General features: G+C 69.6%; 23 protein-coding genes and 1 tRNA gene. 14 read left to right on the top strand and 10 right to left on the bottom strand.

Going from position 1 to position 25,987, the window contains the following annotated elements; genetic code table 11:
- Positions 1-15 precede the first annotated feature (15 nt).
- The 5 genes from gor (at position 16) to AC1DYP_RS01240 (ending at position 7,018) form a co-directional block, all read left to right on the top strand.
- Positions 16-1,425: a glutathione-disulfide reductase gene (gor, locus tag AC1DYP_RS01260; protein WP_477044786.1), complete on the top strand. Its 1,410-nt coding sequence runs from the start codon at positions 16-18 to the stop codon at positions 1,423-1,425.
- Complete coding sequence (locus AC1DYP_RS01255) at positions 1,422-2,702, top strand: O-antigen ligase family protein (protein WP_477044785.1); 1,281 nt, start codon at positions 1,422-1,424, stop codon at positions 2,700-2,702. The genes gor and AC1DYP_RS01255 overlap by 4 nt, the downstream gene beginning before the upstream one ends.
- Before the next feature lie 84 nt (positions 2,703-2,786).
- Positions 2,787-4,166, top strand: coding sequence for a class II 3-deoxy-7-phosphoheptulonate synthase (locus tag AC1DYP_RS01250; protein WP_477044784.1), 1,380 nt, complete (start codon positions 2,787-2,789; stop codon positions 4,164-4,166).
- 73 nt (positions 4,167-4,239) lie between these two features.
- Positions 4,240-5,181 carry a retroviral-like aspartic protease family protein gene (locus AC1DYP_RS01245; protein WP_477044783.1) on the top strand — a complete coding sequence of 314 codons (942 nt, stop codon included), beginning with the start codon at positions 4,240-4,242 and terminating at the stop codon, positions 5,179-5,181.
- 46 nt (positions 5,182-5,227) lie between these two features.
- Positions 5,228-7,018 (top strand): long-chain-acyl-CoA synthetase, encoded by a 1,791-nt coding sequence (locus AC1DYP_RS01240; protein WP_477044782.1) that lies wholly within the window; start codon positions 5,228-5,230, stop codon positions 7,016-7,018.
- A gap of 131 nt (positions 7,019-7,149) precedes the next feature.
- On the opposite strand, the gene AC1DYP_RS01235 is transcribed toward AC1DYP_RS01240, so the two are convergent.
- Positions 7,150-8,052, bottom strand: a complete 903-nt coding sequence (locus tag AC1DYP_RS01235; RefSeq protein WP_477044781.1) for a M23 family metallopeptidase — start codon at positions 8,050-8,052, stop codon at positions 7,150-7,152.
- Positions 8,053-8,056: 4 nt separating this feature from the next.
- A complete protein-coding gene (locus AC1DYP_RS01230; protein WP_477044780.1) occupies positions 8,057-8,734 on the bottom strand; it encodes a hypothetical protein in 678 nt (225 codons plus the stop codon).
- A 212-nt stretch (positions 8,735-8,946) separates the two neighbouring features.
- Between AC1DYP_RS01230 and panD the strand changes: the two genes are divergently transcribed.
- A complete protein-coding gene (gene panD, locus AC1DYP_RS01225) occupies positions 8,947-9,303 on the top strand; it encodes an aspartate 1-decarboxylase (protein WP_056756452.1) in 357 nt (118 codons plus the stop codon).
- A gap of 53 nt (positions 9,304-9,356) precedes the next feature.
- Positions 9,357-9,779, top strand: a complete 423-nt coding sequence (locus AC1DYP_RS01220; protein WP_477044779.1) for a hypothetical protein — start codon at positions 9,357-9,359, stop codon at positions 9,777-9,779.
- A 152-nt stretch (positions 9,780-9,931) separates the two neighbouring features.
- On the opposite strand, the gene AC1DYP_RS01215 is transcribed toward AC1DYP_RS01220, so the two are convergent.
- A complete protein-coding gene (locus AC1DYP_RS01215; RefSeq protein ID WP_477044778.1) occupies positions 9,932-10,669 on the bottom strand; it encodes an SIMPL domain-containing protein in 738 nt (245 codons plus the stop codon).
- A gap of 200 nt (positions 10,670-10,869) precedes the next feature.
- On the opposite strand from AC1DYP_RS01215, the gene AC1DYP_RS01210 reads away from it, so the two are divergent.
- Both AC1DYP_RS01210 and AC1DYP_RS01205 read left to right on the top strand, forming a co-directional pair.
- Positions 10,870-10,945, top strand: a tRNA-Ile gene (locus AC1DYP_RS01210).
- A 111-nt stretch (positions 10,946-11,056) separates the two neighbouring features.
- On the top strand, positions 11,057-11,707 hold the full coding sequence (locus AC1DYP_RS01205) for a YidH family protein (protein ID WP_477044777.1): 651 nt from the start codon (positions 11,057-11,059) through the stop codon (positions 11,705-11,707).
- A gap of 22 nt (positions 11,708-11,729) precedes the next feature.
- Here AC1DYP_RS01205 and AC1DYP_RS01200 read toward each other — a convergent pair whose 3' ends face one another.
- Both AC1DYP_RS01200 and AC1DYP_RS01195 read right to left on the bottom strand, forming a co-directional pair.
- The gene (locus AC1DYP_RS01200) at positions 11,730-12,230 is read right to left on the bottom strand and encodes a hypothetical protein (RefSeq protein WP_477044776.1); all 501 of its coding nucleotides are present in this window, start codon (positions 12,228-12,230) and stop codon (positions 11,730-11,732) included.
- 42 nt (positions 12,231-12,272) lie between these two features.
- Positions 12,273-13,145: a 3-keto-disaccharide hydrolase gene (locus AC1DYP_RS01195; RefSeq protein WP_477044775.1), complete on the bottom strand. Its 873-nt coding sequence runs from the start codon at positions 13,143-13,145 to the stop codon at positions 12,273-12,275.
- Positions 13,146-13,275: 130 nt separating this feature from the next.
- Between AC1DYP_RS01195 and AC1DYP_RS01190 the strand changes: the two genes are divergently transcribed.
- From AC1DYP_RS01190 to eutC, 3 genes are all read left to right on the top strand, one after another.
- Positions 13,276-14,172, top strand: a complete 897-nt coding sequence (locus AC1DYP_RS01190; RefSeq protein ID WP_477044774.1) for an alpha/beta fold hydrolase — start codon at positions 13,276-13,278, stop codon at positions 14,170-14,172.
- A gap of 131 nt (positions 14,173-14,303) precedes the next feature.
- Positions 14,304-15,686: an ethanolamine ammonia-lyase subunit EutB gene (locus tag AC1DYP_RS01185; RefSeq protein WP_477044773.1), complete on the top strand. Its 1,383-nt coding sequence runs from the start codon at positions 14,304-14,306 to the stop codon at positions 15,684-15,686.
- Positions 15,683-16,489, top strand: coding sequence for an ethanolamine ammonia-lyase subunit EutC (eutC, locus tag AC1DYP_RS01180; protein WP_477044772.1), 807 nt, complete (start codon positions 15,683-15,685; stop codon positions 16,487-16,489). Before AC1DYP_RS01185 ends, eutC begins: the two co-directional genes overlap by 4 nt.
- Here eutC and AC1DYP_RS01175 read toward each other — a convergent pair.
- A complete protein-coding gene (locus tag AC1DYP_RS01175; protein ID WP_477044771.1) occupies positions 16,440-17,423 on the bottom strand; it encodes an AEC family transporter in 984 nt (327 codons plus the stop codon). The two genes, eutC and AC1DYP_RS01175, sit on opposite strands and share 50 nt — an antisense overlap.
- A gap of 119 nt (positions 17,424-17,542) precedes the next feature.
- The gene (locus tag AC1DYP_RS01170) at positions 17,543-18,121 is read right to left on the bottom strand and encodes a DUF2939 domain-containing protein (RefSeq protein ID WP_477044770.1); all 579 of its coding nucleotides are present in this window, start codon (positions 18,119-18,121) and stop codon (positions 17,543-17,545) included.
- A 217-nt stretch (positions 18,122-18,338) separates the two neighbouring features.
- Here AC1DYP_RS01170 and AC1DYP_RS01165 point away from each other — a divergent pair, with 217 nt between their 5' ends.
- Positions 18,339-19,298, top strand: a complete 960-nt coding sequence (locus tag AC1DYP_RS01165; RefSeq protein WP_477044769.1) for a glucokinase — start codon at positions 18,339-18,341, stop codon at positions 19,296-19,298.
- On the opposite strand, the gene AC1DYP_RS01160 is transcribed toward AC1DYP_RS01165, so the two are convergent.
- Both AC1DYP_RS01160 and AC1DYP_RS01155 read right to left on the bottom strand, forming a co-directional pair.
- Complete coding sequence (locus tag AC1DYP_RS01160; RefSeq protein ID WP_477044768.1) at positions 19,295-20,476, bottom strand: hypothetical protein; 1,182 nt, start codon at positions 20,474-20,476, stop codon at positions 19,295-19,297. The two genes, AC1DYP_RS01165 and AC1DYP_RS01160, sit on opposite strands and share 4 nt — an antisense overlap.
- Before the next feature lie 189 nt (positions 20,477-20,665).
- Positions 20,666-21,880, bottom strand: a complete 1,215-nt coding sequence (locus AC1DYP_RS01155; protein WP_477044767.1) for an NADP-dependent isocitrate dehydrogenase — start codon at positions 21,878-21,880, stop codon at positions 20,666-20,668.
- Between the two features lie 206 nt (positions 21,881-22,086).
- On the opposite strand from AC1DYP_RS01155, the gene AC1DYP_RS01150 reads away from it, so the two are divergent.
- Entirely contained in the window at positions 22,087-24,594 is a 2,508-nt protein-coding gene (locus AC1DYP_RS01150) for an ATP-binding protein (RefSeq protein WP_477044766.1), read from the top strand.
- Here AC1DYP_RS01150 and pdxR read toward each other — a convergent pair.
- Complete coding sequence (gene pdxR, locus AC1DYP_RS01145) at positions 24,591-25,982, bottom strand: MocR-like pyridoxine biosynthesis transcription factor PdxR (RefSeq protein ID WP_477044765.1); 1,392 nt, start codon at positions 25,980-25,982, stop codon at positions 24,591-24,593. The genes AC1DYP_RS01150 and pdxR overlap by 4 nt on opposite strands.
- Positions 25,983-25,987: the final 5 nt, after the last annotated feature.

The following is a 25,987-nucleotide window of genomic DNA, read 5'->3' as shown; positions in this document are numbered from 1 at the left end:
TCCCGGAGCGCCGCGATGGCTGAGTACGACTTCGACCTCTTCGTCATCGGCGCCGGCTCGGGCGGCGTGCGCGCCGCGCGCCTGGCGGCCATGAGCGGCGCCAAGGTGGCCGTGGCCGAGGAATACCGGGTGGGCGGCACCTGCGTGATCCGCGGCTGCGTGCCCAAGAAGTTCATGGTCTACGCCAGCGAGGTCACCAGCCAGCTGAAGACGGCCAAGGGCTACGGCTGGACGATCGGCGAGGCCAGCTTCGACTGGAAGGGCTTCCTGCACGACAAGGACGTCGAGATCGCCCGCCTGTCGGGGATCTACGTCACCAACCTGCAGAAGGCGGGCGCGCACCTGCTGCACGGCCGGGCCGAGATTGTCGACAAGCACACCGTCGAGGTGCTGCCCAAGGAAGGGTCGCCAAATAGCGCTTCGGGGGACGCGGGCCGCTACACCGCCCGCAAGATCCTGATCGCCACCGGCGGCCGGCCCTGGAAGCCCGACTTCCCGGGCGCGGAACTGGGCATCACCTCTGATCAGGCCTTCCACCTGCCGACCCTGCCCAAGCGGGTGATGGTGGTCGGCGGCGGCTATATCGCCGTCGAGTTCGCCAGCATCTTCAACGGCCTGGGCGTGCAGACCACGCTGCTCTATCGCGGCGCCAACATCCTGCGCGGCTTCGACGACGACGTGCGCATGCACCTGGCCGAGGAACTGGAGAAGCGCGGGATCAAGGTGGTGCTGGGCTGCTCGCACGAGAGCCTGGAGAAGACCGAGACCGGCCTGCTCAGCAAGCTCAACAACGAGCTGACCTTCGAGACCGACGCGGTGATGTTCGCCACCGGGCGGGACCCCTATGTCGAGGGGCTGGGCCTGGACAAGGTGGGCGTGAAGCTCAACGACCGCGGCGCGATCGTGGTCGACGAGCAGTCCAGGACGACCGCCGAGAACATCTGGGCGGTGGGCGACGTCACCGACCGCATCAACCTGACGCCGGTGGCGATCCGCGAGGGCGCGGCCTTCGCCCAGACCGAGTTCTACGACAATCCGACCAGCTTCGATCACGACATGGTCGCCTCGGCGGTGTTCTCCCAGCCGCCGATCGGCGCGGTCGGCATGACCGAGGCCGAGGCGCGTCACAAATTCGGCAAGGTCGACATCTATCGCGCCGTGTTCCGGCCGATGAAGAGCGTCTTCTACGGCGGCCAGGACCGCTGCCTGATGAAGCTGGTGGTCAAGCAGGACGACGAGAAGGTGGTCGGGGTGCACGTCGTCGGGCCGGATTCGCCGGAGATCATCCAGATGGCCGCGATCGCCGTGAAGATGGGCGTGACCAAATCCCAGTGGGACTCCACCTGCGCGGTCCACCCGACCCTGGCCGAGGAGCTGGTCACCATGCGCGAGAAGTACAAGCCCTCGGAAATGGGGACCGTATGACCGCGACATCGCCGATCGAGTCGACCGTTCGAGGGGACGCGTCCGCCGATGCTCCGGCGCGCCGCGCGCCCTGGCTCACCGGGGTCGCGATCTTCGTCACGGTGATGACGCCGTTGCTGGCCTATCTGGCGCCACTGGGCTTCGCGCCGCTGCTGGCCCTGACCGGCCTGCTGGCCTTGCCGGGCCTGAAGCTGACCCGCGCCGCCGCGCCGCCGCTTCTGATCCTGGTGGCCCTGGCCCTGTGGGCGGCGGTCAGCATGACCTGGAGCCCGGTGGCGATCGACGCGTCGAAGCTCAAGGACTACGGCGACATCGAGACCCTGACCGCCCTGAAGCTGTTCCTGCAGCTGGCCACCTACGGCGCGGCCGTCGTGGCCCTGCGCGGACTGGCCGAAACCGGCGCGCGGCGCGGGGCGGTGGTGCTGGCGTACGGCATGGTGGCCCTGGCCGTGATCGCCGCGCTGGACTCGTTGAGCGGCGCCGCGATCTACCAGAGACTTCACGCGCTGACCGGCGAGGCGATCCGCCCGGACCTGGCGATGGTCAAGGTTTCGCTGTCGACCTATGTCATGGCGCTGCTGTTCTGGCCCGCGGCGCTGATCCTGTCGCGACTTGGGCGCTTCAGGCTGATCTGGCTGCTGGCGGCGGGAATGATCGTGACCTCCGTGGTCTGCAGCTCGGACGCCTGTCTCGTCGCCCTGGCGGCGGGCGGGGTGATCTGGCTGCTGGTCCATAATTTCGGACGGACAGCGGCCAAGGTGCTGGTCGGCTTGGTCGCCACGCCGTTCGTGGTGGCGCCCCTGGCCATTCTGGTCGGGGTCCAGACCGGTGTGATCGCGTGGTTGCACAAGCTGGTGCCCGCCTCTTGGGACTCGCGGCTGAACATCTGGACCTTCGCCGCCGACCATGTTCAGAGCCATCCCTTCCGGGGTTGGGGTCTGGACGCCAGCCGCACGTTCGGCCCGGCCATCCCGCTGCACACCCACAACGCGCAACTTCAGCTGTGGCTGGAGCTCGGCGCGATCGGCGCGGCCCTGGCGGGGGTGTTCTTCTGCTGGCTGGCCTATGGGGTCGTGCGGCTCAACGAGCGGTCGCGAGCCGAGGCCGCCATGGCCGCCGCCGCCCTCGTCAGCTATCTGGTGATCGGCGGCCTGAGCTTCGGGGTCTGGCAGGAATGGTGGCTGGCCCTGGGCGCTGTGACCCTGATCGCCTGCGGCCTGGCCCGTTCGCTGGAGTCGCAATGGACCAGCTTGGACGAACTTACCCCGCTGGGCTGATTTTCCCCCTTTCGTCGCAATGATTTTGCCTTTCCATAGCGGTTAGGATAAAAGCCGCTCCCTTTTGAGAAGTTCGAGACCGTCATGACCAGCCGTTGGACCCCGTCGTCGTGGAGAGCCATGCCTGCGAAACACGTCCCGACCGACTACCCGGATGCGGGTGCGGTCGACCGTGTGGAGCAGACTCTTCGTCAGATGCCGCCGCTGGTTTTTGCGGGCGAGGCGCGCCGGCTGAAGTCGGCCCTGGGCGAAGTGGCCGAGGGCCGCGCCTTCCTGTTGCAGGGCGGCGACTGCGCCGAAAGCTTCAAGGAATTCCACGCGGACAACATCCGCGACACCTTCCGCCTGATCCTGCAGATGGCGGTGGTGCTGACCTTCGCCGGCGGCAAGCCGGTGGTGAAGGTGGGCCGCATCGCCGGCCAGTTCGCCAAGCCGCGCTCGGAACCGATCGAGACGATCGGCGACGTGACCCTGCCGTCCTATCGGGGCGACAACATCAACGGCATGGAGTTCACGCCCGAGGATCGCATCCCCGATCCCGATCGCCTGCTGCGCGCCTACGGCCAGTCGGCCGCGACGCTGAACCTGCTGCGCGCCTTCGCCAGCGGCGGTTACGCCGACCTCTACAACATCCACCGCTGGACGCTGGGCTTCGTGGGCGACAGCCCGCAGGGCGCGCGATACCGCGAGCTGTCGGAAAAGATCAGCGAAGCCCTGACCTTCATGTCGGCGGTCGGCGTCACGCCGGAAACCCAGCCCGACCTGCGCCGGGTCGAGTTCTTCACCAGCCACGAGGCCCTGCTGCTGGGCTTCGAGGAAGCCATGACCCGCGTCGATAGCACCTCGGGCGACTGGTACGACACCAGCGCCCACCTGCTGTGGATCGGCGAGCGCACCCGCCAGCTGGACGGCGCCCACATCGAATTCATGCGCGGCGTGAAGAACCCGATCGGCCTGAAGTGCGGTCCGACCATGGAAGGCGACGACCTGCTGCGGCTGATCGACGTGCTGAACCCGCAGAACGAACCGGGCCGCCTGACCCTGTACGGCCGCTTCGGCTCGGACAAGATCGCCGACCGCCTGCCGCGCCTGATGAAGGCGACCAAGGCCGCCGGCCGTTCGGTGGTCTGGGCCACCGACCCGATGCACGGCAATACGCTGAAGGCCTCGACCGGCTACAAGACCCGGCCGTTCGACCGCATCCTCTCGGAGGTGAAGTCGTTCGTCGAGATCGCCAACGCCGAGGGCGTCCACCCCGGCGGCGTGCACCTGGAGATGACCGGTCAGAACGTCACCGAGTGCCTGGGCGGCGCGCGGGCGGTGTCGGAAGGCGATCTCGCCGACCGCTACCACACCCACTGCGATCCGCGCCTGAACGGCGAACAGGCCCTGGAACTGGCGTTCCTGGTGGCCGAGAAGCTGAAGTCGGCGCGCGACGACCAGCGTCGCCTCGCGACGGGATAACGTCGGTCTTCGAAGTTCTGGCTAAGGTGTCGAGCAGGGTATAGCCTCCTTCCTCTGGAAGGAGGCTGTTTCCGTGGACAGTCCCGAGTTCTCGCGACGACGGCTGGCGGCGATGCTCGCCATGGCCGGACTTGCGCCCGCCCTTCCGGCCGCCGCGCTCGACCTGCCGGATCCGCCCGTCGATCCCACCAAGATCCAGGGCTTCACCCGACGCCTGACCGTCCAGGCCAAGATCAATGGCCAAGGGCCATATCCTTTCCTGGTCGACACCGGCGCCAACGCCTCGGTGATCTCCAGCGAGCTGGCCGCCGTGCTGGACCTGCCGACCAGCGGCTCGGTGAGCCTGCACGGGATCGCCGGCGTCGAGACGGTGGGAACGGTCAAGGTCCAGACGATCGCCGTCGGCCGCCGGGTGCGGCGCGGCCTCACCCTGTCGGTCCTGCCCGGGCGATTCGTTCAGGCGCCGGGTGTCCTGGGCCTGGATTGGCTGGGCGGGCAGGGGCTGATCCTCGATTTCGCCCGCGACCAGATGCGGGTGGGTTCGGTCCCGCCCACCACCGACGAATACACCGTGAGCGTGCCCGTGAAGGCGCGGCGCAGCGGCCTGCACCTGATCGAGGCCACGGCGGCGGGCGCGCCGGTGCTGGCCTTCATCGACACGGGCTCCACCACGACCGTGGGCAACATGGCCCTGATGCGCCTGGCCATGCGCGGTCGGAACGTGACCAGCGACTGGGCGGACATCCAGCTGGTCAGCCTGACCGGCCAGACCCTGGAAGGCCGGTTGGCCGCGCTCAAGAACCTCAGCCTGGGCAGGATCACCATCCGCGACGTGCCGGTGGTGTTCGGCCCGGTCCATACCTTCGAGTATTGGGACTTGGTTCATCGGCCGGCGATCCTGATCGGGATCGACATCCTCAACGCCTTTGAATCGGTGGCGCTGGATTTCACCCGCGGCCAAGTGCATTTCCGATTGTCGTCCACTTCGGCAAATCGAGCCGCCGGCACGTCTTGACCGGCCGCTCGTCGCTCTCCAATGGTTGTTTGAACGGAGTGCGTCGATGAGTTTGCCGGCCAGGTTGAAGCGCGAGTTGAAGTTCCTGAAGGGACTCTCGCGAACCCTTAAGCGCGTGAAATCCATCGCGCCGGACAGCACCAACCTGATCTGCGACGATCTGGAGGCGGCGGTCGACAAGTGGCGCGACAGCCAGGCCATCGTCTTCGAAGGCCGGTCGGTGACCTATGCCGAGCTGGACGGCATCGCCAACCGCTACGCCCATTGGGCCAAGGGGCAGGGCATCACCCGCGGCCAGACCGTGGCGCTGTTCATGCCCAACCGCCTGGAATACCTGGCGATCTGGTACGGTCTGTCGAAGGTCGGCGTGGCCACCGCCCTGATCAACAACCAGCTGACCGGCCCGGCCCTGGCCCACTGCCTGAACATCTCCCAGGCCCTGCACTGCATCGTCGATCCCGAGACCTCGCCCTGTTTCGAGCAGGTGAAGAGCACGCTGGGCCGCCACGTCCAGCAGTGGGTGCTGGGCCCGGCCCAGGGCGACCAGCGCGACCTGGCCAACGCGCTGAAGAGCTGCAGCCAGTTGCGTCCCGACCGCCTGACGGCCCGCAACGGCCTGACCGCCAAGGACACCGCGCTCTACATCTTCACCAGCGGCACGACGGGCATGCCCAAGGCCGCCCGCATCACCCACATGCGCGCCCAGCTCTACATGCGCGGCTTCGCCGGCTCGACCGACGCGCGGGCCACCGACCGCATCTACGTGACCCTGCCGCTCTACCACGCCACCGGCGGCCTCTGCGCCATGGGCGCGGCCCTGCTGAACGGCGGGGCGGTGGTGCTGCGCAAGAAGTTCTCGGTCACCGCCTTCTGGGACGACGTGGTCGCCGAGAACTGCACGATGTTCGTCTATATCGGCGAGCTGTGCCGCTACCTGGCCAACCATCCCGAAACGCCCAGCGAGCACGCCCACAAGATCCGGCTGATCTTCGGCAACGGCCTGCGTCCCGACGTCTGGGACCAGATGCTGGACCGCTTCAAGGTCGGCGGCGTGCTGGAGTTCTACGGCGCGACCGAGGGCAACGTCTCGCTGTTCAACTTCGACGGCCGACGCGGGGCCATCGGCCGCGTCCCGGGCTATCTGAAGAAGAAGTTCAACATCCGCATCGTCAAGTTCGACGTCGAGACCGAGACCCCCGTGCGCGGCGCCAACGGCTGCTGCATCGAGGCCGCCCCCGGCGAAATCGGCGAATGCATCGGCCACATCGCCGGCGACGCCCGCTCCAACTTCACCGGCTACGCCGACAAGGCCGCCACCGAGAAGAAGATCCTGCACGACGTCTTCGAGAAGGGCGACGCCTGGTTCCGCACCGGCGACTTGATGCGGTCCGACGGCGACGGCTACCTCTACTTCGTCGACCGGATCGGCGACACCTTCCGCTGGAAGGGCGAGAACGTCGCCACCAGCGAGGTGTCCGAGCGCCTGTCGGCGGTGCCCGGCGTCAAGGAAGTCAACGTCTACGGCGTGACCATCGGCGACCTGGACGGCAAGGCGGGCATGGCCTCGCTGGTCGTCGGACCCGAGTTCGAGATCGGCGGCCTGGCCGAATATGTCGACCGCGAGTTGCCGGCCTACGCCCGCCCGATCTTCGTGCGCCTGCAGCCCGAGATCGAGACCACCGGCACCTTCAAGTACCGCAAGATCGACCTGGTCCAGGAAGGCTTCGACCCGGCCAAGATCAAGGACCCGCTGTATTTCCGCGATCCGAGCAAGGGCTACATCAAGCTGACCAAGGCGGTCCACGCCAAGATCCTGGCGAGCGGCTACAAGCTGTAGGGCGTCGGCGGCTCACGCACTTCCCCCCAACCTGACGGCTTCGCCGTCTGTCCGCCCACGGCCTCTTCCCCCTATGGGGGAAGACGGTCGCGAAGCGACCCGTAGGGGGCAAGTGATCACCCAAGATCGCCCTAGCCGCAGGTCCCCCCGTTCAGCTTGCGCTGATAGGCCTCGGCCAGGCTCATATAGGGCGGCAGGAAGGTGTGCAGCACCACCGGCTTGCCGTCGGTCGTCGTGCCCGCCACGCCGGCCCGCAGCTCGAAGTGCAGGTGGATAGTGGTGGGCGTGCCGCCGAAATCGTTGGCCACCTTGCCCACCTTCTGGCCGGCGATGACCGTGTCGCCTTCCTTCACCGCCAAGGCGGCCATCTGCATGTGCAGGTAGCGATAGGTGCGGTGCGGCGCGGCCGAGCCCACCAGGGTGACGGTGTAGCTGCCGATGTCGGTGATCACGCCCTTCTCGGCCGCCACCGCCCAGTACTGGTTCTTCTTGCAGGTGGCCGGGCGGATGTCCTGGCCCTGGTGGCCCGTGCCGCCGCCGGCGCACAGCGGATTGTCGCGCGAGCGCGCCTCGCAGAAGTTGTCGCGCCAGGGGAGGGCGTAGTTGGCGCTGTCGCATTGGCTGGTTCCGGCCGGACCCATGCCGCCGCCGTGGCCATAGACCTGGGAATTGGCGAAGGCGTCGTCCTGCAGCGGCCAGCACATGGCCGGCGACCACACCGTGCGGTCCAGATAGCCGTGGCCCTGGCCGTTCGGCATCACGCCGGGCGGGTTGTGGTTGAAGCTGGCCGGCGAGGGGGCTGGCGGGGTCGCGGGCTCGACCGGCGGACCGGGCGCGGGCGGGACCGGCTCGCTGGACGGCTGCTCGGCCCCGCCGTCGGACGGCTGGTCGTCGGGCGTCGGCGGACCGGGCTCGGGCGAAGCCGGCGTCTTGACCTCGCCGCCCGGCGCGGGGGCGGCGGGCTTGGTGGTGTCGTCGCAGCTTCCCAGGGCCAGGGCCAGGACTAGCGGCGAGAGGATCAGCAGCTTGCGCATCGGCTCAGCCCCCCAGGCCGGCGGCGGCGCGGGCGGCGGCGCCCATCACCACGGTGGTGGTCTTGGCGGCCAGGCCGCGGGCGTAGTTGTCGTCGGCGCAGCGCGGGTCGGTCGGCGCGTCGCAGCGCACCTCGACCGTGTAGAGCACGCCGTAGCGCACGAAGCTGATCAGCTGGCCGTCCACCGTACGCTGCGAGGTCGCGCCTTCCGGTCCCATCGGGGTGATCTTCAGCGGCGAACCGGCGGGCAGGGGGACCACGGCGGTCGTGCCGCTGAGCGAAATCCCCGCGCCCGGCGCATCGGCGGTGATCGTATAGTAGTCGCCGAACGAATAGATCCGCGCTCCGGCCGTCAGGTCGCCGTCGGCGGGCAGCAGGATCGGAACCCGGGTCATGTCGACGGCGGCCTGGTTGAGGTTGGGCGCGGGATTGCCGCCGCCGCTCTGGCGCAGCCCGCCGACCGCCGCCTTCCAGTCGACCTGGCCGCCGCCACGGGGCGGCACGCGGTTCAGCACCGCGACGCCGGGTCGGCGGGTCGGTGTCGTGGCCGGAGCCGCCGTCGGGGCCGCCGCGTCGGGGACCTGGGCCCCCGTCGCCGGGTCGATCCGGGTCTGCGACACCGCCGCCCCCAAGGCGCCCGTGGCCAGGATCCCGCCCAGCACAAAGCCTGTCAGAAGTCGCATGAGAGCCCCCTCGCATCACGCTGTTATCCAGACCATAGGGCGCCCAAGCGTCGCTGTTAACCATTGTTCGGCGCAGGCGGTTTGCCGCCCAAGGTCGCGGGGCGATTGAATGGAAGGCGCTTCCTGTCTATATGGCCGTGACTGATCACGGGTCATGTGTGTGGCGGCCCGGTAAATCCCAATGTGTTTCAAGCGGATAGGGTGATATCGCCATGCTGTTGACGATGATGAAGGCCAAGCTTCACCGGGCCACCGTCACCCAGGCCGACCTCGACTATGAAGGTTCGATCGCGATCGACACCGACCTGCTCGAAGCCGCGAACATCCTGCCCAACGAGCAGGTCGACGTGCTGAACATCACCACCGGCGCCCGTTTCACCACCTACGCCATCGCCGCGCCGCGCGGCTCCAAGGTGATCGGCGTCAACGGCGCGGCCGCCCGCCTGGTGCAGAAGAACGACACGGTGATCGTCGTCACCTACTGCCAGATGCCGGCGGAAGAGGCGCGAAATTACGCCCCGACCGTGGTGCTGCTGGAAGACGGCAACCGCATCAAGAAGGCCGCCTGAGCGTGCGCGTCCCCGCCCCTAGGGTCTTTGGGGTCCTGATCGCGGCGGGCCTGATGCTCGCAGCCTGCTCGCCCAAGCTGCCCAAGGGCGTCGACGAGCAGCAGCTGTCGAACGCCGTCGGCCGCGCCATCGGCGGGCCCAACACCTGCGTTCTGCTGGCCGACAAGGCCGGCAAGGTGGTCTGGACCGGCGGCGGCTACATCACCTGCTCGCGGAACCTTCCCACCTGCGATGGGGCCACGACCACGGCCCAGACCGTGCTCGAGGGCGCGGTCGGCAAGCCGTCCCGCTTCGTCAGCTGTCCGTCGGGCCCTGGCGTCAACACCGTCGGCTGGGCCATGGGCCCCGTGCCGGTCGGCGCGGGCAAGCCGGACCTGGGCCTGTCCTACGTCGCGGTGATGGAGGGCGAACGCGCCCTGCCGGGCCGCGAGGTGCAGGAGCGGGTTGAAGAGGCGTTCGCCAAGGCGGGGCTGTAGCTCACTCAATTGCCCCCACCTGACCGCTTCGCGGTCTGTCCGCCCCCATAGGGGGGCGGAGGACGCGCGCGGCAGGCCTCTTCCCCCTCTGGGGGAAGACGACCGCGAAGCGGTCCGTAGGGGGCAAGTGATCGCCCCCTAGGTCCTAGGGCCTACTTCGCCAGTTCGTAGGTCGCCGAGACGTCGATCCGCACCTTCAGCTCGCCGGCCGAGACCGGGCTGCTGTCGGCCATTTCGCGCTTGGCCATGGCGTACATCGGCATCGGGGGCGGCGAGGGGGTGTAGCCGCCGCCTTCGCCCAGGCTGACCAGGCGGACGATCTTGTAGCCGGTGGCCCGGGCGTAGAGGTCGGCCTTGGCCTGCAGGGCCTTGACCGCGTCCAGCCGCGCCGCGTCCTCGGCCGCCTGCGGGTTCTGCAGGCCGAAGCTGATGCCGCCCACATTGGTGGCCCCGGCGCCGACCGTGGCGTCCACCGTCTGGCCCAGCTTGGTCAGGTCGCGCACCTGGATCGTCACCTGGTTGCTGGCCTGGTAGCCGTTCAGCTTGGGCGGCTCGTTCTGCACATAAACGTACTGCGGATTGACGTTGAGGCTCGAGGTCTGGATGTCGCGGTCGGCGATCCCGGCCTTCTTCAGCGCCGCGACGACCTTGTTCATCTGGGCGGCGTTGGCGCTCAGGGCCTGGGCGGCGGTCGCGCCGTCGGTCTGGACGCCCAGGGTGATGGTCGCCAGGTCGGGGGTGACCTTGCTCTCGCCGGAGGCCGACAGGTTCAGCGTCGTGGCGCGGAAGGCCGCGTCGGCGGTGTCGGCGAAGGCCGGCGCGGCGGCCGCGCCGGTCAGCAGGGCGGCGACCAGGGCGATGGAAGCCGTGCGGGTCATCAGGGCGGTCATAGTCGTCGTTCTCCATGCGGCTGGGGGACAGGCGCCGCGACCTTCATCGTCCCGTCCGCCGGCCCCGACAAGCGTTACCGGCGGCGGACCGTTCCTGTCTGACAGGCCCAACCTGAACCGGACCTTTAAGCCGCGTGCAGCCCATGCTAATCGACCCGTCCTCCGAAAGGAGCGCGCCGCGCGCCCGCTCCCTCGTCTGGGGGCCTGTAGCTCAATGGTTAGAGCCGACCGCTCATAACGGTCTGGTTGCAGGTTCGAGTCCTGCCGGGCCTACCAATCTTCTTCTGCGGATATCCCGGGGCTTCGACTGGGGGATACCCCGATGGACCCGGGCGGGCGGGACCGCACATTCTCGCCGGTGATCGCCAATCCGCCGGGAAGCCGCCGATGTCCAGCCAGCCGCAGCCGAAGGCCGCCCCCAAACGCCCCGCGCGGATCGAGCTGCCGCCCGTGCCGCCGTTGCCGCAGGTGGATTCCCAACCCGACATCGCCTCCGTGCAGTACTCCACCCACCGCACCAAGCTCTCGACGTTCCGCACCTCGCTGTCAGAGCACCGGACCGACCTTTCGGAATACCGCACCGACCTGTCGACCTATCGGACCGACCTCTCCACCCACCGCACCGAGATGTCGATGCGGCGCACGGGCATGTCGTTCCAGCGTACGCGGATGAGCGACGACCGCACGTTGATGTCGGTGATCCGCACCTCGCTGTCGCTGATCGGCTTCGGCTTCACGATCTACCAGACATTCCAGAAGCTCCACGACGCCGGCACGATCGCCAACCCGAACGCGCCTCGCAATTTCGGCATCATCCTGGTGCTGCTGGGGATCGTCATGCTGATCGTCGGCATGGTGCACCACGTGCAGTTCATGATGGAGCTGAAGCGCACCCGGCAGGACATGAAGCGCCAGGGGCTGGTGCACGGCGACAGCCGGTTCCCGGTCTCGATCACCTTCATGGTTTCGCTGGGTCTGCTGCTGCTGGGCTTCGCGGCGATCGCCAACATGGTCTTCAAAATGGCGGTGTTCGGGTGATCGCGTCGGGACGATCCGCAGGCTAGGACGAGCCGCCCGGCTCGGCCCCGAAATCTTCGTTCGTCAGGCCCGAGGTAAAGCGCAGCAAGGCGCGAAGGTCGGCCTGGCGGAAGGTGCGTCGCGGTGCGCCGCACGCGTCGGCCGCCGCGTCGAAGGCGCGCTGCAGCCGTGTCGCGGCGGTCTTGGCGTTGGCTAGGTCGCGGCGCGCCAGGAACATGGCGGGCGAGGGCGTTGGGGGAGGGGTCTTCCGGCACCAGGCGCCGTGGACGTAGACATGCATATGGTCATAGGTGCGCCAGGCGTTGATCCCGTTGGCGCCCCGCTCGATCCAGATCCGGCATTCTTCGTGGTCCAGCCCCGACAGCGTGCCGTCCCGCGCGCACCACACCGAAAACGGACCGACCTGGCGGGTGTTTTCCGCCCGGGCGCCTCGGTACTCCGTCTCCCCCGCCCGGACCGCGGAGGTGGCGAGCAGGCCTGTCAGCAGGACGGCGGCGGCGAGGCGGTGAGACGGGCGGGACATGGCGCGAGCTTGCCACGGTCGGGCTCGCGGTCAAGTTGAGGTTTACGGGGCGACGATCCTGGGCAAGGCCGTGATCGGCTCCAGCACGATGTCGCGGAAGAAGGTCTCGGCGCCTTCCGACTGCAGCTGGATCGCGCCGTGGGTCAGCGCGGCGCCGTCGGCCTTGAGGTCGCGGACCTCCATCACCGGCACGCCATTGACCACGTGGATCGCCCGGTCGCCCAGCACGTAGAGGTCCAGGATGTTCCATTCGCCGGCCGGCTTCTCGGCGTCGCTGTAGGCCTCGACGTTCCAGTTGGCCGTGCCGCCCTTGACGGTCTGGACGCGGCCGCCGGGCGCGAACCGCAGCTTGGGGGCGATCAGGGCGGGATCGTCGACGGCCGTGGTCGTGGCGCTGATCGCCTCGCCGACCGGCACGACCATGCCCATCGAGCCGGTCATGATCTCGAACTCCACCGCCTGGCTCCAGGTGCCCCAGACGACGCCCGGCGCGCCATGGGAGTGGTAGAGCAGGCCGTTGTTGGGCGCCTGTGTCTCGCGCGGGGCCCAGCGGCCCTTGCCCCATTTGTACTGGAGCCGCAGGTGGTAGTCGCGGAAGTCGCCCTTGTGAACCAGGCTGCCCCAGGTCTTGCCGTTGACATAGATCGCCGGGCGGCCGTCCTCGATCACGGCCTTGAAGATTCCGGCGGCCAGGGGCGTGGCGCCCAGTGGCGCGACGGTCGGGCGCTTGTAGGTCAGGGCCGGGTCGGCATAGCCCAGCCAGGGAGCCCAACCCTGGAGGTCCTTGCCGTTGAACAGCGAGATGGCGGGCCCAGCGGCCTTCGGAACCTCGGTCAGGGCCAGGGGCGCGGCCGGAGCGGCGAGGGCGGGCGCGGCGACGGCGAGCGCCAGGGTGAAAGCCAGGGTCTTGAGCATGCGTCCTCCCGCGCCCGTTCCGGGCCGCAAGGCAGGGTAGCTGACAGCGTTGTCTGCGCAAGTCTCGCGCCGAGGGCTTGGCGCGGATCAAACAACCGTTAGACTTCACCGCTCAGCGAGAGGAAGCGCCATGCCCAAGGTCGCCGCGAACGGCATCGAGATCGAGTACGAGGTCCATGGACCGGACAGCGGCGAGCCGCTGCTGCTGATCATGGGCCTGGGCCAGCAACTGACCCGCTGGCCGGCCTCGCTGATCGAGCGTCTTGTCGGCGAGGGCTTCCGGGTCGTGCGGTTCGACAATCGCGACATCGGCCTGTCGACCGGGTTCGACGCCGCCCCGACCCCCGACCTGCCGACGGTGTTCGGCGCCCTGGTCGAGGGCCGCGACCCCGGCGCGCCCTACCTGCTGGCCGACATGGCCGACGACGCGGCCGGGCTGCTGGACGCTCTGGGGATCGCCCGCGCCCACGTGGCCGGGGTGTCGATGGGCGGGATGATCGGCCAGATGCTGGCCGCCCGGCATCCGGACAGGGTGCTGTCCCTGACCTCGGTGATGTCGACCACTGGTAATCCGGCCCTGCCGCCGGCCACGCCGGAGGCCCAGGCGGTGCTGTTCGCCCGTCCGGCGGCCACCGATCTGGAAAGCCTGATCGAGCACGCCCTGAAGGCCCAGATCGTCATCCAGAGCCCGGCATGGCCCGTCAATCCGGAGACAGAACGGCCGCTGCTGCGGGCCGGCATCCAGCGCGCCTACCGCCCGATGGGCGTGCTGCGCCAGATGATCGCCGTGATCGCCTCGGGCGACCGCCGCGCGGCCCTGAAGACCATCACCGCCCCGACCGTGGTCCTGCACGGCGCCGCCGACCCGCTGGTGCCGGTCGAGGGCGGCAAGGACACCGCCGCGACCATCCCCGGCGCCGAGCTGCGGATCGTCGAGGGCATGGGCCACGACCTGCCCGAGGGCGTGCGCGGGGCGTTCGTCGACGCCGTGAAGGCCGCGGCGGCGCGGGCGCGGCAGCTGGCCTAGGTGACGCGGTTGGGGACWGGCCCATGGGCCTGTCCCCGTCAGTGCACGCGGTAGCGGCAGGGTCGCCCTGAAAGCCCGCCCACGGCGCCGCCCGCTTCCCAGCCGCGCTCATCGGCGCCACCTTGGCCGTCATGGCCTATCGCGCGACCCTGGGCGGAACCACCTGGAGCTTCGAGAGCCTGGCCGACCTGATGGCCAAGGCCTCGCCGCCGCGTTCGGGCGACGCCCTGGCCGGGATCGCCGCGTCCAGCGCCCAGCACAACGTCGCCGCCAAGACCGCCCTGGCCGACGTGCCGTTGAAGACCTTCCTGACGCAGGCCTTGGTCCCCTACGAGGCCGACGAGGTCACCCGCCTGATCCTCGACGGCCATGACGCGGCGGCCTTCGCGCCGGTGGCGTCGCTGACGGTCGGCGAGTTCCGCGACTGGCTGCTGTCGGAACTGGCCACGCCCGCCGCCCTGGCGCGCCTGGCGCCCGGCCTGACGCCGGAGATGGCCGCGGCGGTCAGCAAGCTGATGCGCAACCAGGACCTGATCCTGGCGGCCTCCAAGTGCAAGGTCACGACCCGCTTCCGCAACACCATCGGCCTGCCCGGGACCATGGCCGTGCGGCTGCAGCCCAACCATCCGACCGACGACCCGGCCGGGATCACCGCCTCGATCCTGGACGGCCTGCTCTACGGCTGCGGCGACGCGGTGATTGGGATCAATCCGGCCAGCGACAGCCTGAACGTCCTGGGCGACCTGACCCGGCTGATGGACGACCTGATCCGGCGGTTCGAGATCCCGACCCAATCCTGCGTGCTCACCCACGTGACCACGGCGATCCAACTGATCGAGCGCGGCGCGCCGGTCGACCTGGTGTTCCAGTCGATCGCGGGCACGGAGGCCGCCAACGCCAGCTTCGGCGTGACCCTGGACCTGCTGCGCGAAGGCCTGGACGCCGGTCGCTCCCTGAACCGGGGCACGGTCGGCGACAACGTCATGTATTTCGAGACCGGCCAGGGCTCGGCCCTGTCGGCCGGGGCGCACCATGGCGTGGATCAGCAGACGCTCGAGGCAAGAGCGTATGGCGTCGCCCGGGCGTTCGAGCCGCTGCTGGTCAATAGCGTGGTCGGCTTCATCGGTCCGGAATACCTCTACGACGGCAAGCAGATCATCCGGGCGGGGCTGGAGGACCACTTCTGCGGCAAGCTGCTGGGCGCGCCGCTGGGGGTGGACGTCTGCTACACCAACCACGCCGAGGCCGACCAGGACGACATGGACAGCCTGCTGACCCTGCTGGCCACAGCGGGGGTGACGTTTGTCATGGGCGTGCCGGGCGCCGACGACGTGATGCTGAACTACCAGTCGACCTCGTTCCACGACGCCCTCTATGTGCGCGAACTGCTGGGCCTGAAACGGGCGCCGGAGTTCGAGGCCTGGCTGGAGCGGTCGCGGATCGTCGGGGCCGACGGCCGCCTGGCCCCGCGCGCCGCCGGCCATCCGCTGCTGACCGCCGGCGCCGCAGGATGAGCACGCCCGTCACCCCCGATCCCTGGACCGCCCTCCGCCGCCACACCCCGGCCCGCATCGCCCTGGGACGGACGGGAGCCAGCCTGCCGACTTCCGAGGTGCTGGGCTTCGCCCTGGCCCACGCCCAGGCCCGCGACGCCGTCCATGCGCCGTTCGAGGCCGAGGCGACTGCGGCGGCGATCGAGGCCCTGGGCCTGGAGACGGTGATCGTCGACAGCGCCGCCCCGGACCGGGCGTCCTACCTGCGCCGGCCGGACCTGGGCCGGACCCTGTCGGAGACCGGTCGCGCCGTCCTGGTGGCCCGCACGCGCGGCGCCTGCGATCTGGCGATCGTGGTCGCCGACGGTCTGTCGAGCACCGCCGTCCACGCCCACGCCGCGCTCCTGGTCGAGGCCCTGCTGCCGGCGGTGGAGGAGGCCGGCTGGCGGCTGGCGCCGGTGGTCGTCGCTCGCCAGGCCCGCGTGGCGCTGGGCGACATGGTGGGCGAGCTGCTGGGCGCGCGGCTGGTCATCCTGCTGGTCGGCGAGCGGCCGGGCCTGTCGTCGCCCGACAGCCTGGGGGCCTACATCACCTTCGCTCCCAAGGTCGGGCGCAGCGACGCCGAGCGCAACTGCGTGTCGAACATCCGAGGCGAAGGGCTGAGCTACGAAGCAGCGGCGTTCAAGCTGGCCTGGCACGCCCGCGAAGCCCTGCGTCTGGGCCTGACCGGGGTGGGATTGAAGGACGAGAGCGACACTGCCGCCCTCCAGGCGGTCACGCCCCCGCGTAGCGTTCCAGCAGGATCGCGATCGCCGACAGGCTGACGCAGGAAATGGCGGTGGTCAGGGCCACGATCCGCGCCCCGCCGCGCTCGAACACGCTGTAGGCCTTGGTCTGGATGAAGACGTTGACGGCGGTCGGGGTGGCGGCCAGCAGGGTCGCGCCCAGGCGGAAGGCCAGGGGCGCGTCGACGATCCCGGTGGCGAACCAGGCCAGGGTCGGCATCAGCAGCAGCTTGCCGACGGCGGCGATGATGATCGGGCCCCAGCGCGGGATGGGCGAGGGCTCTTCGTCGGTCGGCTCGCACGGAACGCCGGCGGCCGGCAGTCCGGTCAGGCCCAGCGCTATGCCCAGGGCGACCAGGGCCACGGGGCTGCCCGAGGCGGCCGCCGCGCCCACCGCGCGATCCAGCACGCCGGGCAGGGCGAGGCCGGCCAGGGCCATGGCCGAGCCGGTGATGGCCGCCAGCACGATCGGATTGCGCAGGGCCTGCATCAGCGAGCGCCAAGTCGAGCGCCCGCCGGCCCAGCCCAGCAGGCCGACGCCGATGGCGGCGACGACCACGAAGTCGACGGCCACGACTCCGGCCGAAACCCGCGCGGCCTCGGGACCCAGCACGGCGATGGCGATGGGAAGACCCAGGAAGGCGCTGTTGCCCAGGCTGGCCGACAGGGCGCCGCCGGCCCGCTCTTCGCGCGTCCACCGCAGGACGATGCCGATCGCCACCATCAGCGCCACCACCGCCAGGGCGCAGGCGCCGTAGGCCAGAAGGCCCAGGGTCAGGGCCCGGTCAGGGACGCCGACCCGTGACAGCGAGTGCACCAGCAGGGCCGGAAAGCCGATCCAGTAGACATAGGTCGACAGGCCCGCCGACATCCGGGCGTCGAACAACCGCAACCGGGCCAGGGTCACGCCCGCCGCGACCAGCAAGAAGAAAGGCAGGACCCGCTGCGGCACGTCGAGCAGCAGGTCGATCACGGGATCACCGAGGTAGGGCGCAAGCGTTGCGGTCTCCGCCCGAAGGGGCCGGCCGTCGATAGCACCGGTCGCGGTCGGCGGTCAAAGTTCGGCCGTTTTTCGGACAGGGCGGACGGAGCCTATCGTTCGTCCACGGGCAGGCGGATATGCACCAGCCGCCAGGTGAACAGCTTGTCGCGGCGGAAGGTGAAGATCGTCGCCTTGGATGGCTGGCCCGGCCGTTTGACCGAGATGCGGACCCGGTTGGGGTCCCAGTAGGCGATCATGGCGTGCGGACCGGCCACGGCGGCCTTGGCCTTGTCCATGGCGGTGGCGGGCTTGGGCGGGACGGCGGGGGCCGTGCCCGGCTTGTAGCCTCGGGTCAGGGCCGACAGGCCCTGGATGGTGAGATAGCGGTCGACCTTGGGCTCGGGCGGGGCGATCGGGGCGATGGCGCGCTTGAAGACGCCGAGCGGGTCGCGCCAGATCGAGGGCGGCTCGGCCGGGGCGGCGGCGGCCGGCGTCTTGTCGTTCAGTTCGGCGGTCAGGCTGCCGCGCACCGCCGGGAAATCGACCAGCTCGCTGATCGCCTGCACGTCCTCGTACTGGGCGGCGGCCTTCAGGGCGCGGAAAGCGAACCAGGGCGCGGTGGCGAAGGCGGCGGCGAAGATCACGATCGCCAGGACCACCAGGTCCCAAAGCCGTTTCTGAAAAGTCATCGCCGCCCCCGCGCGAATAAGGTTAAGGCGGCAAGACACCCTATTCCCCCGCCACGAGCAAGGCTTCTCGCGTGAAAGGGGACGCCCGCGGCCCGAAGCAGGCGGTGCGACGTTACGCACCTTGCCGGGGGGCGGTTCGGGAGCGAACGTCCTTGCTCGAGTAGGGAAAACACGCGTCTCCTAAGGGCGTGAGCCCTCGACAGCCAGTGAGGTGTCCGTGTCCGATAAGTTCCTGTTGGTAGACGCAGACGGAACGCAGGCGCGCTTCGCCGTCGTCGAGGCCGGCGAGCCGCCCTCGACGATCGCGTTGACGCCGGCGAGGTCGCTGGACGAGCTGATCGAGAATCTGGTCGCGGAATTGTCGAAGCTTGGGACGCCGCCCCTGCGGGGCGCGGCCTTTTCGGCGCCTGGCCCGATCTTTGGCAAGACGCTGCAAGTGACCCACGCCAGCCTGAGACTGGACGAGGAGGTGCTTTCCGAGAAGCTGGGCATCGTCGAGGTCCGTCTGGTCAACGACTTCACCGCCCGCGCCATGGCCATGCCATTGCTGGGGCCCGAAGCCCTGGAGCAGGTCGGCGGCGCTCCGCCGAAGGGCCAGGCGCCGGCGGCCGCCTTGGGGCCGAGCACGGGCCTGGGCGTATCGATCCTGAACCCGGACGGTTTCGTGGGTTGGGTGGCGACGGCCAGCGAGGGCGGTCATGCGGCCCTGGCGACGGCCAACGCCCGCGAGGATGCGGTCGTCCAGCGCCTGCGGTCGACCAACGCCTACGTCTCGGCTGATCGGGTGCTCTCGGACGACGGCCTCCTGGAGGTGGCGACCGCCATCGCCGACCTGGACGGGCGCGAGCCGCCGGCCGGGGACTTCGCGCGGCTCGTCGAGGCGGCGCGCGCCCAGGATCCGGTCGCGCGGGAAGCCTTCGCGCTGTTTTCGGGCTGGCTGGGGGCCGTGTCGGGCGATCTGGCGCTGGTGGCGGGGGCTCGCAGCGGGGTCTACATCTTCAGCCCGATGATGCTGGGCTGGAAGGACCTGTTTGATCGGGCGCTGTGCCGAAGCCGGTTCGAGGCCAAGGGTCGGATGGACGCCTACATGAAGGACATCCCGCTTTATCTGGTTCTCGAGGCCGATTGCGGCCTTCTTGGCCTGTCCGCCCTCTACAGCGGGCGCGGCCCCTTCTAGGCGAGATGGCGGTAGGGCAGGTTCAGGGAAGGGCAGGCCGCCTCGCCCGTGAACGTCGCGGAAACCGGAGCGACGATGGGACCGCTGAGGAAGGGCGCCTTCAGGCGTCGGCAGAGGTCCAGCTCCCGGAGGTCCCTGACCCCGGCTATGCCTTGCCAGACCCGCTTGGCGCGATAGGCGGCTGGGTCGCGCAGGAAGCGGGTGATCGCCGCGGCGCGCTGTCGATCGTCCTCGCCGCTCAACACCAGGGTCACGCTGTTCACCGCGCCGGCCGGAAGGCTCTCGATCCGGAAACCGGGGTCGGCGACATGCAGGTCGAGCAGCGAGAAGCGGTCCAGCAGCAGCGAGCGGATCTTGCTGATCGCGCCATAGCTTGGCTCGCGGGGCACGTCGTAGATGTTGGCCGCCAGCCTGGGCCGCAGCGCGCGCGGCAGCTTCTGGAAGCCGGCCTCATAGGCGCGCTGCAGGCTGGGCTTGATCAGGGCGGAAAAGCTGAACGGCACGAACAGATAGCCGGAGGACGCGGAGTCCGCCGCGACAAGCGCGGCTTCAAGGCAGGCCTGATCGCGCTCGACGGCCTTGACCGGATCGATCGCCGCGGCGCCGTCGATCTCGGCGCCCCAGCCCACGCCGCCGCCGACGAACCGCTCCTTCGGGAGGTAGTAGACGCCCCACCAGCCGGTCCGCGGCGTCTCGAGCCGCAGAAAATCGTCGATGTCGCCGCCTGGAGCCGGCGAGAGCGCCGCGAGTTCCTCCGCCGGCGGAGCGCCGGCCGTCGGCCCGTCCGGCGGTGCGAGACTGACAGCGCCCTCCGGCGTGATCTTGCAGACCCGGCCCGCGAAGGCGCCGTCGCCAAGGCCGGCCAGCAACGTCTTCAACGCCATGGCGGGCGTTCCCGCGAACCGCATGACCTCGGCCTGATCGCCCTCGAGCATCAGAAGCGTGACCTCGCCCGAACCGTTCTCGCCGAAGAGCTTGTACTGCAGGTCCCGAGACATCTGGCACAGCTCCTCGGCGTCCAGGCTGGTCGCCCGGGGATCGGCGAGGACGAAGGAGAACGGGGCCACCAGGCCGTAGCGGCGCGGCCAGGTCCAATGGGTTTCCAGGTAGGCGGAAGCGACCTTCGCGACCACGCCGGCCATGGTTTCGGTGTCGGCGAAGATCAATTCTTCGCCCACGAAGATCTTCAGGCAAGCGATCGCGGTCATACGGGAAACATAGGGCAAACGCGTCGCCGGGCAGATCGCCTTGGGGTCGCAAGGCGCGCGGCATGAGGTCGCGGCGATTGCTCCAGACGTGGGCCCCGGAACGCAAAACGCCTCCCCCTTGCGGGGGAGGCGTCGCGCTGTGCCGAGGCGTTGCGGGGCTTAGGCCGCCATCGCCTTCTTCAGGTTCTCGTCGATCTTGTCGAGGAAGCCTTCGGTGGTCAGCCACGACTGCTTGTCGCCGACCAGCAGGGCCAGGTCCTTGGTCATGAAGCCGCTTTCGACGGTGTCGACGCAGACCTTTTCCAGGGTGTGGGCGAAGTCGGCCAGGTCCTGGTTGCCGTCCAGCTTGGCGCGATGCGCCAGGCCCCGGGTCCAGGCGAAGATCGAGGCGATCGAGTTGGTCGAGGTGCTCTCGCCCTTCTGGTGCTGGCGATAGTGGCGGGTGACGGTGCCGTGGGCGGCCTCGGCTTCCACCGTCTTGCCGTCCGGGGTCATCAGCACCGAGGTCATCAGGCCCAGCGAGCCGAAGCCCTGGGCGACGATGTCCGACTGCACGTCGCCGTCGTAGTTCTTGCAGGCCCAGACGTAGCCGCCCGACCACTTCAGCGCCGAGGCCACCATGTCGTCGATCAGGCGGTGCTCGTAGTGGATGCCGGCGGCCTTGAACTTGTCGGCGTATTCGGCGTCGTAGATCTCCTGGAAGATGTCCTTGAAGCGGCCGTCGTAGGCCTTGAGGATCGTGTTCTTCGTGGAGAGGTAGACCGGATAGCCGCGGCCCAGGCCGTAGGCGAACGAGGCGTGGGCGAAGTCACGGATCGACTCGTCGAGGTTGTACATGCCCATGGCCACGCCGGCCGACGGGCTCTTGAACACTTCGTGCTCGATGGTCTGGCCGTCTTCGCCGACGAACTTGATCGACAGCGTGCCCTTGCCCGGGAACAGGAAGTCGGTGGCCTTGTACTGGTCGCCGAACGCATGGCGGCCGACGATGATCGGCTGGGTCCAGCCCGGCACCAGGCGCGGCACGTTCTGGCAGATGATCGGCTCGCGGAAGATCACGCCGCCCAGGATGTTGCGGATCGTGCCGTTCGGCGACTTCCACATCTTCTTCAGATTGAACTCGGTGACGCGTTGCTCGTCCGGCGTGATGGTCGCGCATTTCACGGCCACGCCGTGCTTCTTGGTCGCCTCGGCCGCGTCGATCGTGACCTGGTCGTTGGTGGCGTCGCGGTTTTCGACGCTGAGGTCGAAGTAGTCGAGCTCCAGGTCCAGGTACGGGAAGATCAGCTTATCCTTGATGAGCTTCCAGATGATCCGGGTCATTTCATCGCCGTCCATGTCGACGACGGGGTTGGCGACTTTAATCTTGGCCATTGCGGGGTCTTTCCTCTCGCGGTGGCGCGCCTGTGACTCTTTGGCGCACAGGGCCTGGGAGCGGCGCGGACGGCGTGCCTATAGACTGTTGCGGGCCGGGGGGAAAGCAGGGGGCGCCCAGATCCTGCGACGAAGCCGCAACCGCGGTGTAAGTCTTTGATCCGCGTGTAAATCTCTGTTGAGGCTTGTTGGGGTACGAACAAGGCGTGAAGAAGCGGGGAGCCATAGCCGACGTCACTTCGCCGCTCGCGCGGCGGCTGCTGGCGATCGTCGCGATCCTGTCCATCGCGGTGACAGGCATGGCCACGGCCGTGACCTTCGTCTTCGTGCAGCGCGCCGCCGCCGACGCCCAGATCCGCCACCTGGCCGAATACGCCGCCGAGCGGGTCAAGACCGAGGACCGGTTGTTCTCCGACCTGGTGAAGGTGCACGAGGCCGCCTCCGACTCCCTGGCGCGGCGGCTGGCGGCGATCGACCCAGCCACGGTCGACCGCGAGTTCGACGCCCAGTTTCCGAAGTTCGGGGACGGCACGCGGCGCACCTCCGACACGCTCTACGAAGGCGGAATGGTCGCCGGCGACTACACCTACGGGGTCGGCGGCTACCTGCGCGACGCCGACAAGCTGACCCCGCAGCAGAAGGCCCTGTTCCTGGCCGCCACCCAGGTGGTCTCGCATACCGGCGAGGCCGAGCTGAACCGCTACGACAACTTCTACTTCTTCACGCCCGACACCCGGCTGGTGATGTTCGCGCCGCGACGTCCCGATCACCTGAGCTACTACCGCCAGAAGGCTCCGCCGACCTTCGACGTCAGCGGCGAGGAGATGACCCTCCTGACGCTGCCGCAGCAGAACCCGCAGCGGGTGATGAAGTGCACCAAGCTGCGCAAGCTGCTGTCGGACCCCAGCGGCCGAGGCCTGAACTCGGCCTGCATGACGCCCTTCGACTATCGCGGCAAGCAGATGGGCGCCTGGGGCTCCAGCCTGTCGCTGGACTCCTATCTGCTCCGGGCCGTCGAGGACGCCCTGCCGGGCGGGCGCAACATGATCGTCTCGTCGGACGGCGAGCTGATCGCCGCCCCCGGCCTGGCCAAGAACGGCGTCGTCGACGCCCAGACCCTGGTGCGGGCCCAGGCCGAGGAAGGCGTCGCCGACGTCGTCCGGCAGATCCGGACGATCGGCGCCGACGTCGGGGCCATCCGCCACGGCGACCGGGTCATCGCCTACGGCCGGCTCAAGGAGCCCGACTGGTACTTCCTGATGAGCTTCCCGTCCGACGGTCTGGTGTGGTCGGCGGTCAAGACGGCCTCGTGGGTGCTGCTGTTCGGCGTGCTGGGGGTGATCGTCCAGGTGGCGCTGCTCTACCGGGTGATGCGCATCACGGTCGAGCGGCCGCTGCGTGTGCTGGCCGACGCCCATGGGGCGGGCGACGTCAGCAAGGCCGAGCCGATCGAGGGCCGCACCGACGAGATCGGCGCCCTGGCCCGCACCCTGCGCAGCCAGCGCGACGGCAATATCGAGCTGCTGCGCTCGCTGGAGGAGCGGGTCGCCGAGCGCACCGCCGAACTGGAGCGCGCCAACCAGGCCAAGTCGCTGTTCCTGGCCAACATGTCCCACGAGCTGCGCACGCCGCTGAACGGCGTCATCGCCATCGGCGACCGCCTGGCCGGAGAGGTCGATCCGGAGCGCCGCCGCGAGCTGGCCGCCCTTGTCACTTCGTCGGGCCGGCTGCTGGAGCAGGTGCTCAGCGACATCCTCGACGTCTCCAAGATCGAGGCCGGCCAGTTCCAGCTGACCCCCGCGCCGTTCGACCTGTGCACCCTGGTCGGCGGCGTCGCCGAGCTGCATCGCGCCTCGGCCGAGGCCAAGTCGCTGCATTTCCAATGGACGATCGAGCCGGGCGTCGCGGGCAGCTATCTGGGCGACGGCGGGCGGATCAGCCAGATCCTCAACAACCTGCTGGCCAACGCCGTCAAGTTCACCGCCCTGGGCGAGGTGACGCTGAGCGTCGAGCGCACGGCCGACGGCCTGAGCTTCGTGGTCAGCGACACCGGCGTCGGCTTCGACGACACCGTGCGCCAGCGGCTGTTCAAGCGCTTTGTCCAGGCCGACCAGTCGATCACCCGTCAGTTCGGCGGCACGGGCCTGGGCCTGTCGATCTGCGCGGCCCTGACCGACATGATGGCCGGCCGCATCGACGCCCGCGCCGTGCTGGGGCGCGGGGCGATCTTCCAGGTCGACCTGCCGCTGGAGCGGGTCCGCGACGTCGAGGACGTGGCGCCGGACGACGAGGAAGAGGTGTCGCTGGAGGGCATGCGGGTGCTGGTCGCCGAGGACCATCCGACCAACCAGAAGGTGGTCGAGATCATCCTCCAGCCGTTCGACGTGGTCCTGACCATGGTCGAGGACGGCCAGGCGGCCTTGGACGCCTTCACGCCCGGCGCGTTCGACGCGATCCTGATGGACATGCAGATGCCGGTGATGGACGGCCTGACCGCCACGCGCCTGATCCGCGAGCGCGAGGCCGCGGCCGGGGTCCCGCCGGTCTTGCTGATCATGCTGACCGCCAACGCCATGGCCGAGCACATCTCGGCCGCCAAGGCGGCCGGCGCCGACCAGCACCTGGCCAAGCCGGTGCGTCCGGCCCAGCTGCTGGAGGCCCTGGCGCGGGCCCGGATGACGCGTGGGCCGACCGAGTTCAGCGCCGCGGGCTAGCCGATCGCCTCGGCCAGCAGGGCGATCGCCCGGTCGATCCGGGCGACGTCGATCTGACCGAAACCCAGCACCAGGCCGGACGGCGCGGGTCGCCTCAGCGCGAAGCCGGACAAGGTCTCGACCGCCACGCCCAGCCGCGCGGCGCGGGCGGCCGCGGCCTCGACGTCCAGCGGCGCGCGGGGCAGGGCGGCGATATGCAGGCCGGCGGCGGCCGGCAGCGGCGCCAACCGGTCGCCGCAATGGACCTCCAGCGCCTTCAGCAGGGTCGCGCGCCGTTCGGCGTAGACCTTGCGCATCCGCCGCACGTGGCGGGTCAGGTGGCCCTCGGCGATGAAGGCGGCCAGGGTGGCGTGCTCGATGGCGGGGCCGTGCCAGTCGCTGCGTTCGCGCGCCGCCGTCAGGGCGTCGCGGTCCTGCCCGGGGGCCACGATGAAGCCGATGCGCAGGGCCGGCAGCAGGCTCTGGGAGAAGGTGCCCACATAGAAGACCCGGCCATTACGGTCGAGTGTGCGCAGGGCGTCCAGCGGCGGGTCGTCGAAGCGGAACTCGCCGCCGTAGTCGTCCTCGACGACGATCGTCCCACGCTCGGCGGCGAAGGCCAGCAGGGCCGCGCGCCGCCGGGGCGACATCGGCACGCCGGTCGGGAACTGCTGCGAGGGCGTGACGCAGATCACCGCCGCGTCGTCGGGCAGCTCGTCGACCACCAGGCCCTCGGCGTCGACCCGCACGGGATGGATCCGCGCCCCGGCGGCGGCGAAGGCCTCGCGAGCGGCCGGATAGCCGGGATCCTCGACCGCCACCACCGGGCGCTCCGGGGTCAGCAGGGTGCGGGCCAGCAGGTCGAAGGCCTGTTGGGCGCCGACCGTGACGATCACGTCGCGCGGCGAGCAGGCGATGGCGCGGGTGAACGACAGGTGGCCGGCGATCGCCTCGCGCAACGCCGGATGACCGGCCGGCTCGCGATAGGGCGCCGCGGCCCGCGAGAACTGGCGCAGGGCCCGCCCGGTCAGCCTGCCCCAGATGTCGTAAGGAAAGCTGGCTGTGTCGGGCCGTCCGGGGCGCAGGTTGTAGAGGACCGGGACGTCAGGCGCCGTCGCCCGTCGGGAGGACGTCTCGCCGGCGGCTGGCGGCGCCTGGGCGGCGACGAAGACGCCCGCGCCAGGCCGCGAGACGATCAGGCCTTCGCTGAACAACAGGTCGTAGACCGCCATCACCGTGTTGCGCGACAGGCCCAGGCGTTCGGCCAGGGCCCGGCTGGCGGGGAGCTGGACGCCGGGCGCCAGGCGGCCCGAGGCGACGGCCTCGCGAAGCTGCTCGTGCAGCCGACGCCGGACGTCGCGCGAGCCGGCGGCCGGCAGCTGGATCTCGAGTTCGAGCACGGCGTTCATCGCGA

The organism is Caulobacter sp. P1_D6 (assembly GCF_056406095.1).
The sequence above is the reverse complement of the archived record's forward strand: the minus strand, read 5'-3'. Positions and strand labels throughout refer to the sequence as shown.

Bases quoted from the DNA above. Each gene is read 5' to 3' on its own strand.
- gor (WP_477044786.1), top strand. From the start codon at position 16: ATGGCTGAGTACGACTTCGACCTCTTCGTCATCGGCGCCGGCTCGGGC.
- AC1DYP_RS01255 (WP_477044785.1), top strand. From the start codon at position 1,422: ATGACCGCGACATCGCCGATCGAGTCGACCGTTCGAGGGGACGCGTCC.
- AC1DYP_RS01250 (WP_477044784.1), top strand. From the start codon at position 2,787: ATGACCAGCCGTTGGACCCCGTCGTCGTGGAGAGCCATGCCTGCGAAA.
- AC1DYP_RS01240 (WP_477044782.1), top strand. From the start codon at position 5,228: ATGAGTTTGCCGGCCAGGTTGAAGCGCGAGTTGAAGTTCCTGAAGGGA.
- AC1DYP_RS01235 (WP_477044781.1), bottom strand. From the start codon at position 8,052: ATGCGCAAGCTGCTGATCCTCTCGCCGCTAGTCCTGGCCCTGGCCCTG.
- AC1DYP_RS01230 (WP_477044780.1), bottom strand. From the start codon at position 8,734: ATGCGACTTCTGACAGGCTTTGTGCTGGGCGGGATCCTGGCCACGGGC.
- panD (WP_056756452.1), top strand. From the start codon at position 8,947: ATGCTGTTGACGATGATGAAGGCCAAGCTTCACCGGGCCACCGTCACC.
- AC1DYP_RS01220 (WP_477044779.1), top strand. From the start codon at position 9,357: ATGCTCGCAGCCTGCTCGCCCAAGCTGCCCAAGGGCGTCGACGAGCAG.
- AC1DYP_RS01215 (WP_477044778.1), bottom strand. From the start codon at position 10,669: ATGACCGCCCTGATGACCCGCACGGCTTCCATCGCCCTGGTCGCCGCC.
- AC1DYP_RS01205 (WP_477044777.1), top strand. From the start codon at position 11,057: ATGTCCAGCCAGCCGCAGCCGAAGGCCGCCCCCAAACGCCCCGCGCGG.
- AC1DYP_RS01200 (WP_477044776.1), bottom strand. From the start codon at position 12,230: ATGTCCCGCCCGTCTCACCGCCTCGCCGCCGCCGTCCTGCTGACAGGC.
- AC1DYP_RS01195 (WP_477044775.1), bottom strand. From the start codon at position 13,145: ATGCTCAAGACCCTGGCTTTCACCCTGGCGCTCGCCGTCGCCGCGCCC.
- AC1DYP_RS01190 (WP_477044774.1), top strand. From the start codon at position 13,276: ATGCCCAAGGTCGCCGCGAACGGCATCGAGATCGAGTACGAGGTCCAT.
- AC1DYP_RS01185 (WP_477044773.1), top strand. From the start codon at position 14,304: ATGGCCTATCGCGCGACCCTGGGCGGAACCACCTGGAGCTTCGAGAGC.
- eutC (WP_477044772.1), top strand. From the start codon at position 15,683: ATGAGCACGCCCGTCACCCCCGATCCCTGGACCGCCCTCCGCCGCCAC.
- AC1DYP_RS01170 (WP_477044770.1), bottom strand. From the start codon at position 18,121: ATGACTTTTCAGAAACGGCTTTGGGACCTGGTGGTCCTGGCGATCGTG.
- AC1DYP_RS01155 (WP_477044767.1), bottom strand. From the start codon at position 21,880: ATGGCCAAGATTAAAGTCGCCAACCCCGTCGTCGACATGGACGGCGAT.
- pdxR (WP_477044765.1), bottom strand. From the start codon at position 25,982: ATGAACGCCGTGCTCGAACTCGAGATCCAGCTGCCGGCCGCCGGCTCG.